Annotated in this window: 6 protein-coding genes; 4 read left to right on the forward strand and 2 right to left on the reverse strand. The window is 70.1% G+C overall.

Going from position 1 to position 6,566, the window contains the following annotated elements:
* Window positions 1-2,521 (reverse strand): S8 family serine peptidase (locus ABZ749_RS26250; protein ID WP_357232442.1); only part of this gene is annotated, 2,521 nt, incomplete at its 3' end.
* Between the two features lie 195 nt (window positions 2,522-2,716).
* Here ABZ749_RS26250 and ABZ749_RS26255 point away from each other — a divergent pair.
* Window positions 2,717-3,289, forward strand: a complete 573-nt coding sequence (locus ABZ749_RS26255; RefSeq protein WP_357232446.1) for a winged helix-turn-helix domain-containing protein — start codon at window positions 2,717-2,719, stop codon at window positions 3,287-3,289.
* Between the two features lie 60 nt (window positions 3,290-3,349).
* Here the strand turns inward: ABZ749_RS26255 and ABZ749_RS26260 are convergent, their stop codons facing one another.
* Window positions 3,350-4,240 carry a diiron oxygenase gene (locus tag ABZ749_RS26260; RefSeq protein ID WP_357232449.1) on the reverse strand — a complete coding sequence of 297 codons (891 nt, stop codon included), beginning with the start codon at window positions 4,238-4,240 and terminating at the stop codon, window positions 3,350-3,352.
* 48 nt (window positions 4,241-4,288) lie between these two features.
* Here ABZ749_RS26260 and ABZ749_RS26265 point away from each other — a divergent pair, with 48 nt between their 5' ends.
* The 3 genes from ABZ749_RS26265 to ABZ749_RS26275 form a co-directional block, all read left to right on the forward strand.
* Window positions 4,289-5,017, forward strand: a complete 729-nt coding sequence (locus ABZ749_RS26265; RefSeq protein WP_357232452.1) for a TetR/AcrR family transcriptional regulator — start codon at window positions 4,289-4,291, stop codon at window positions 5,015-5,017.
* Window positions 5,014-5,310, forward strand: coding sequence for a DUF4873 domain-containing protein (locus ABZ749_RS26270; protein ID WP_357232455.1), 297 nt, complete (start codon window positions 5,014-5,016; stop codon window positions 5,308-5,310). Before ABZ749_RS26265 ends, ABZ749_RS26270 begins: the two co-directional genes overlap by 4 nt.
* Window positions 5,311-6,566, forward strand: a 1,256-nt coding sequence (locus tag ABZ749_RS26275) for an NAD(P)/FAD-dependent oxidoreductase (protein WP_357232458.1), incomplete at its 3' end; no start/stop codon positions are given. It lies immediately after the preceding gene.

Below are 6,566 nucleotides of genomic sequence, written 5' to 3' on the forward strand. Positions count from 1 at the left end.
TGCGCCGGGTCCACAGCGAGCCCACCACCTGGTCGTCCTCCCGCCGGAGCACCGCGTAGTGGTCACCCTCTCCGCTGTCGCGCCGCTGCCGGGCCTGCGCCTTACCGGCCGCCTGCGGGATCGGGATCTCGGTCAGCTTCGGTCCCCGGACATCCGTCTCCTGCCGGAGCACGTTGGTCCAGGTGGCACCGCCGTCGATGCTGAGGTCCACGTCGGCGGTGTCGTCGTTGAGCTGGTTGAAGTCCTGGTTGAACCGGATGACCGGAGCCGTGACGCTGGTCAGGTCGACCACCGGGCTGACCAGCGAGGTGTCCTGGCTGGTGCCCGCCCCGTACGCGTCGCTGTCGATCATCGCGAAGTTGCCGCTGCCCCCGGTCAGGTTGCCCCGGTCGCCGTCGTCGGTGAACTTCCAGACCTGACCGCTGCCCGCGTTGTCGACGACGGTCCAGCCGGCCGGCGTGGTCGTGGCGTCGAAGGTCTCGTACTCACCGTCGGAGCCGTACGTGTACCCGGGGGCGGTGGTGCAGGCGTTGCTGTCCACCGGCACGGCGACGTTGGCGGTGACGTTGCCCGAGCCGACCACGACCTGCTTGGTGACGGTCTGGTAGCCCGGGTACTGCGGCTCGTACTTCAGGGTGTAGGTCTGCCCGGCCGGCAGCTTGATGCTGTAGCGGCCGTTCGACGGGGTGGTGTGGTCGTAGACGCCGGACACCCCCGTCACGGTCACCTTGGCGTACAACGGCCAGCCGTGGCCGGAGCCGTCGGTGACCGCTCCGGTGACGTTGACGCTCGGCACCGCCGTGAGGGCGACGTTGAGCGTCGTGGTCGCGCCCTTGGCGACCGTCGCCGTCCTGGTGGTGCTGCCGTACCCGAACGCCGCGACGGCGACCTGGTAGTCGCCGGCGGGAAGCTGGGTGGAGAACTTGCCGTCGGCACCGGTGGTCAGCTCACGCTCGGACGCGCCGGTGAGCGTCAGTGTCGCCCCGGCGATCGGGGCGCCGGAGGTCGCGTCGGTGACCGTGCCGGCCAGCGTGCCGATGTCGCCGGTCGGGGCGGCGTTGAGCAGGGCGAGGGCGTCCAGTCGGCCTTCGCCGTAGACGTTGTTGTCGGCGGCGGTGCCGCCACACTGGTCGTCGGCCTTGTCGATCGCGGCGCCGTTGAGCAGCGCGCGGGTCGCGTTGACGTCGCCGACCAGCGACGGCGCCGCCGAGTACAGCAGCGCGATCGCGCCCGCGAGGTGCGGTGCGGCCATCGAGGTGCCGCTGATGGTGCCGTAGGCGCTGCCCGGGATGCTCGACCGGACGTTCACGCCCGGCGCGGAGATGTTGGGCTTGATCTCGCCGTTCTGACCGACGCCGCGGGCGGAGAAGCCGGCGACGTTGTTGTTGACGTCGTACGCGCCGGTCGAGTAGTTGCTGACGAGGCTGCCCGGCGAGCCACTGGTCTCGCAGGCCGGCCCGCTGTTGCCGTTGGACCAGGTGCCGAAGATCCCGGAAGCGGTCCAGGCGTCCGTCACGTCCTCCATGAACGGCTCGTTGGACGGGTCCCGGGTGCCCCACGAGTTGTTGATGATGTTCGGGCGCTTGCTCGCGTCCGCGTTCTGACCGTTGAGGTCCAGCGGTTCGAGCATCCACTGACCAGAATTGATCAGAGCGGCGTCACTGGGGCAGCAACCGTTCGCCGCGATCCACTTGACTCCGGGGGCGACGCCGATCTGGTTCGCGCCGTCGGAGCCGGCCATGGTGCCCATGGTGTGCGTACCGTGGCCGTCGCCGTCACAGGGGGCGGCGGCGCAGGCCCCGGTCGCGTTCGCGGCGTTGAACCAGTTGTAGTTGTGGTCGAACGTCCCGTCGCCGTTGTTGCCGCGATAGGAGTTCACCAGCGCCGGGTGGTCGAACTGCACCCCGGTGTCGATGTTCGCGATGGTGATGCCCTCGCCCTTGACGCCGTACTGGGACCAGACGTCGTCGGCGTTGATGTTGGCGATGCCCCACTCCAGGGCGTTCACGGTCTTCTCGTCGGTGCCCTTGGTCGTCTCCGGCACCTTGTACGAGACCGGGGCGTAGAGGCCCTCGACCTCCGAGTACCCGGCGAACTTCTGGGCCATCGCCAGCGAGCCGCTGTTCACCTTGATGGCGTTGGTGGCCCAGAAGGTCTGGTATCTGGTGCCCGAGCTGTCGAGGTCGGCCCGGATCTTGCCCTGGCTCGCTGCGGCCGTCTTGCGCAGCGCGTCCGCCACCGCCGTGCCACGCTTCGACCAGTCCTTGATGGCGCTGGCCTTGCTCAGGTCGGCCCGGTCCTTGAACCGGATCCAGAAGTCCCCTTCACTCTTGGCCTGGAGCTGCTTGGCGAGCTCCGGTCGGATCTTGTCCCCGGTCTGGGCGCCCGCCCCCATCGCACCGCCCGGCGCGGCCTGCGCGCCCGAGCTGATCGTCGCCAAGCATGTCGCGGCGAGGATCGTCGCCGCGCCGGCGCTCACCAGTGATCTGGCCGCGCGCCGCCATTGTGGACGTCTGAACATCGGTGCTGCCTCCCTCAGAACGACCCAGGGTGTAATGGGCCATGGTGGACCTCCCCCATGCACCGCGCGGGTCACGCCGGTTGCCCGAGTGGACACTATGATCGAGAAGAACGGACGATCAAGAACTTGCCGTGAGCAACTTGTCGCTAAGAGTTGCCCTGGCTGGCGGCGTGCTTGCCAATCATTGTCAGAACCATGACGAGAGCTGGGCAGGGATGCCCATCGATCCCGGGCGGTGCGGTGGCCGAGGACGACGAGGCAACGGTGAACAGGGGCGATCCGGCCGACGAGCCGTTCCCACTGCTCATCGCGGTGACCCCGTCGCCGGCCGAGCGCATCCGGCTCGCGGAGCTTCTCGACGGCATCGCACCGCTGCTGCTGGTCGCCGACCTCGACGAGCTGCGCCGGCTGATCGCCGCCCCGCAGCAGGCAGCCGCCCCGTCCGAACCGACGCCGGTCGCCGCCCTGGTGATCGACTCGGCCCGCTCCAGCGCCCGCTGCGGTGACCGCGAGATCGACCTCACCCGCCTGGAACACGACCTGCTGACCTGCCTGATCACCGAGCCGGCCCGGGTCTGGAGCTATGCCGAGCTGCACCGGTCGGTCTGGGGTGACGAGGGGCGCGAACGCAAGGCGGACGTACAGTCGCTGGTCAAGCGGCTGCGGCGCAAGCTGCACGACCTGGGCACCAAAGCCACCATCGATGTGGTGCGCGGTGTGGGGCTGCGGCTGACCGATCACCAGCAGGCGCGGGTCGAACGGGCCTGACAGCGACGTCACATGAACTGATCTCGCCCCACCCCATGCCGCCCTCTGCGGGGCAACGGATCAGATCAGCCCGGCCCGGGCCCACAGCAGACGCCCCGGCCCAGCGACCAGGCCGACGTCCGCCAGGTTGGCGTGCACCCGCGCCGCGGACCAGCGCAGCGTGGCACGCCAGTGCGGGTTGGCGCGGGCAGCGGCCCGACCGACCGCCGGCGGAATGCCCACCGCCGCGTACACGTCGGGATGGACCAGGCGATTGGCGATCGTGTGGGCTGCGCGACCGACCAGCAGCCGGGCGTACGCCATGCCCACCGGACCGGTTGCCGCGACCGCGGCGGCCAGCTCCTCGCGGGCGAACCGGACGTGTCGCGCCTCCTCCACCACATGGATGCGGGACACCATCCGAATGAGCGGCTGGAGTGACGCGTCCGCCATGATCTCGCGCTGGAACGCGTCGAGGATCTCCTCCGCGATGAGGATCGCGGCGTACATCCGAGGGCCGCTGGCGGTGGCCTTGAGGAAGCGCCCGAGATGGTGGTCGACAGTGCTCGCGCGGTAGACCGGACAACCCATCGCCTCGATCAGCCGGCCGAACATGATCGAGTGTCGGCACTCGTCGGCGACCTCGGTCAACGCGTACTGGGCCTGCCGGCTGGTCGGGTCGGCGCGGTAGTACTCCCGGATCAGCATCTGCATGAGGATCGTCTCGAACCACAGCCCGGCGCTGGCCGCGCTGGCCACCTCGTGCCTGGTCAGCTCGACGCGCTGCTCCTCGCTGAGCTGGTCCCACAGCGGCGTGCCGTAGAGGCTGCTGCGCTGAGGCGGAAGCCAGTAGGCGCCGGGGGTGTGCGGGGCGTCCCAGTCGATCTCGACGGTGGGGTCGTAGCTGGTCCGCAGTGAGGACGTGAGCAGGCGCTCGGCGACTGCCGCACGCCCGGTTTCCGCCGCCTCCATGGCTCCTCCATATTGACGTTACGACCAGTAACTGTTACGAGTAGTAGCATGCAACCGCCGCTCACCGGTGTCAATGCGTCCGACCCGCCTGCCACGCCCCCCGACGGCAGCCCAAAAGCGAAGGGCAACGGCCGCCGGGACCGCTGGGCAGACCATCGTGAGCAACGACGGCAGCAGTTGGTCGGTGCCGCCGTGCAGGCGCTGCTGCGGCACGGGCCAGAGGTCGACATGGAACAGGTGGCCGCCGCCGCGGGCGTCAGCAAACCGGTTCTCTACCGCTACTTCGCCGACAAGTCGCAGCTCTGGGTCGCTGTCAGCGAGGTGGTGGCGGCCCGGGTGGTCGACGCCATCGCGCCCGCCGTCGAACAGGTCCGCGAGGAACGTGACCTGGTCGAAGCGACGATCGACGCCTACCTGGGCGTGATCGAGTCGGAGCCGAGGCTCTACCGGTTCCTCATGCACCAGTCCGGCGACCCCGGCATCCACCAGGTGATCGCCGGCACCAGCCGGCAGGTGGCCGCCGGGCTCGCCCGGGTGATCGGCGACCGGCTACGCACGCTGGGCCTGGACGCCGGTCCCGCCGAGCCCTGGGCGTACGGCCTGGTGGGCTTCGTGCAGGCGGTCGGCGACTGGTGGACCACGCACGGCCAGCCGATCAGTCGGGCCGCCCTCACCGACTACCTGACCGCCCTGCTGTGGAGCGGCATCGAGGGAGTACGGGCCAGCGCCGACCTGCCGCACGAGCTGACCCGCGCCCACGAGCGGATCGTGCCGTGAGTTACCACGGCCCGGCGGGTGTCGAGGGCACCACGGTGCGGGTGCACCTCAGCGGGCGGTGGGAGCCGGTCGACGGCCGCTTCCACTGGGGCGGACGGATCGAACCCGAGCCACGGGTGGCCCATCTGCTGCGCTCCGGCCGGCGCGACGTCGAGGTGCGCATCGCCGACCGCGTCCGGGCGGCCCGACTGGCCGAGGTCGATCCGTGGGGCGGCGTACGAATCACCGGCGTGGGCGATCCGCCCTGGCCGCCGGTGGCCGACCTGACAGCGCCCGAGCTCACGGAGGAGTGAATGGAGACAGACATTGCCATCATCGGTGCCGGCTTCGGTGGCCTGGGCGCCGCCATCCGCCTACAGCGGGCCGGGTTCACCGACTTTCTCGTCTTCGACCGGGGCGAGGACGTCGGCGGCACCTGGCGTGACAACAGCTACCCGGGCTGCGCCTGCGATGTCCCGTCGCACCTCTACTCGTTCTCCTTCGCCCCCAACCCCGGGTGGTCGAACACCTTCTCCAGCCAGCCGGAGATCTGGGACTACCTGCGCGGGTGCGTCGACCGCTTCGGCATTCGTCCGAGGTTGCGGTTGCGCCACGAGGTACTGGAGGCGAGGTGGGACGACCAACGCCAACGCTGGCTGCTGCGCACCTCGGGCGGCGACCACAGCGCCCGGGTCCTGATCTGTGCCGCCGGCCCGCTCAGCGACCCGGCCATCCCCGACCTGCCCGGAATCGAGGAGTTCGCCGGCACCGTGTTCCACTCCGCCCGTTGGCGGCACGACCACGACCTGACCGGCCGGCGCGTCGCGGTGATCGGCACCGGCGCCTCGGCCATCCAGTTCGTGCCACAGATCCAGCCGACGGTCGAGAAGCTGACGCTGTTCCAGCGCACTCCCGCCTGGATCATGCCGAGGTTGTCGCGCCGGATCAGCGGGGTCGAGCAGGCCGCGTTCCGCACCGTGCCCGGTGCGCAGCGGGCCGCCCGGGCAGGGCTCTATCTGGTACGCGAGAGCATGGGCCTGGGCTTCCTGCACCCGGCGGTCAACCGCCTCGTCTCGCGCCGGTCCCTGCGTACGCTGCGGCGTCAGGTTCCCGATCCGATCCTGCGGGACAAGCTCACCCCCCGCTACGCGATGGGCTGCAAGCGAGTGTTGATCTCCAACGACTACTGGCCGTCGCTCACCCGGCCGAACGTCGACGTGGTCACCGCCGGCATCGCCCGGATCGTGCCGGACGGTCTCGTCACCGACGATGGCGTCCACCACCGGGCGGACACGATCATCCTCGGGACCGGCTTCCACGTCACCGACTCCCCCGTCGTACGCCGCATCCACGGCCGGGCCGGGCACAGCCTGGGCGACGCGTGGACCCCCAGCATGCACGCGTACCGGGGCACGGCGATCGCCGGCTTCCCCAACCTGTTCTTCCTGCTCGGCCCGAACACCGCGACGAAATGGCGACGAAGAACGGGTTGCCGCCGGTACGCCGGTGCACCTCGTCGACAAGGCTGGCCTCAGGCTCCCGGCCGGCGGTCCGGGTCATCAGTGCGGCC

It is taken from the genome of Micromonospora sp. NPDC047753, from assembly GCF_040642735.1.
GTDB lineage: Bacteria > Actinomycetota > Actinomycetes > Mycobacteriales > Micromonosporaceae > Micromonospora.

Bases quoted from the DNA above. Each gene is read 5' to 3' on its own strand.
- ABZ749_RS26260 (WP_357232449.1), bottom strand. From the start codon at position 4,240: ATGGAGGCGGCGGAAACCGGGCGTGCGGCAGTCGCCGAGCGCCTGCTC.
- ABZ749_RS26265 (WP_357232452.1), top strand. From the start codon at position 4,289: ATGCAACCGCCGCTCACCGGTGTCAATGCGTCCGACCCGCCTGCCACG.
- ABZ749_RS26255 (WP_357232446.1), top strand. From the start codon at position 2,717: ATGACGAGAGCTGGGCAGGGATGCCCATCGATCCCGGGCGGTGCGGTG.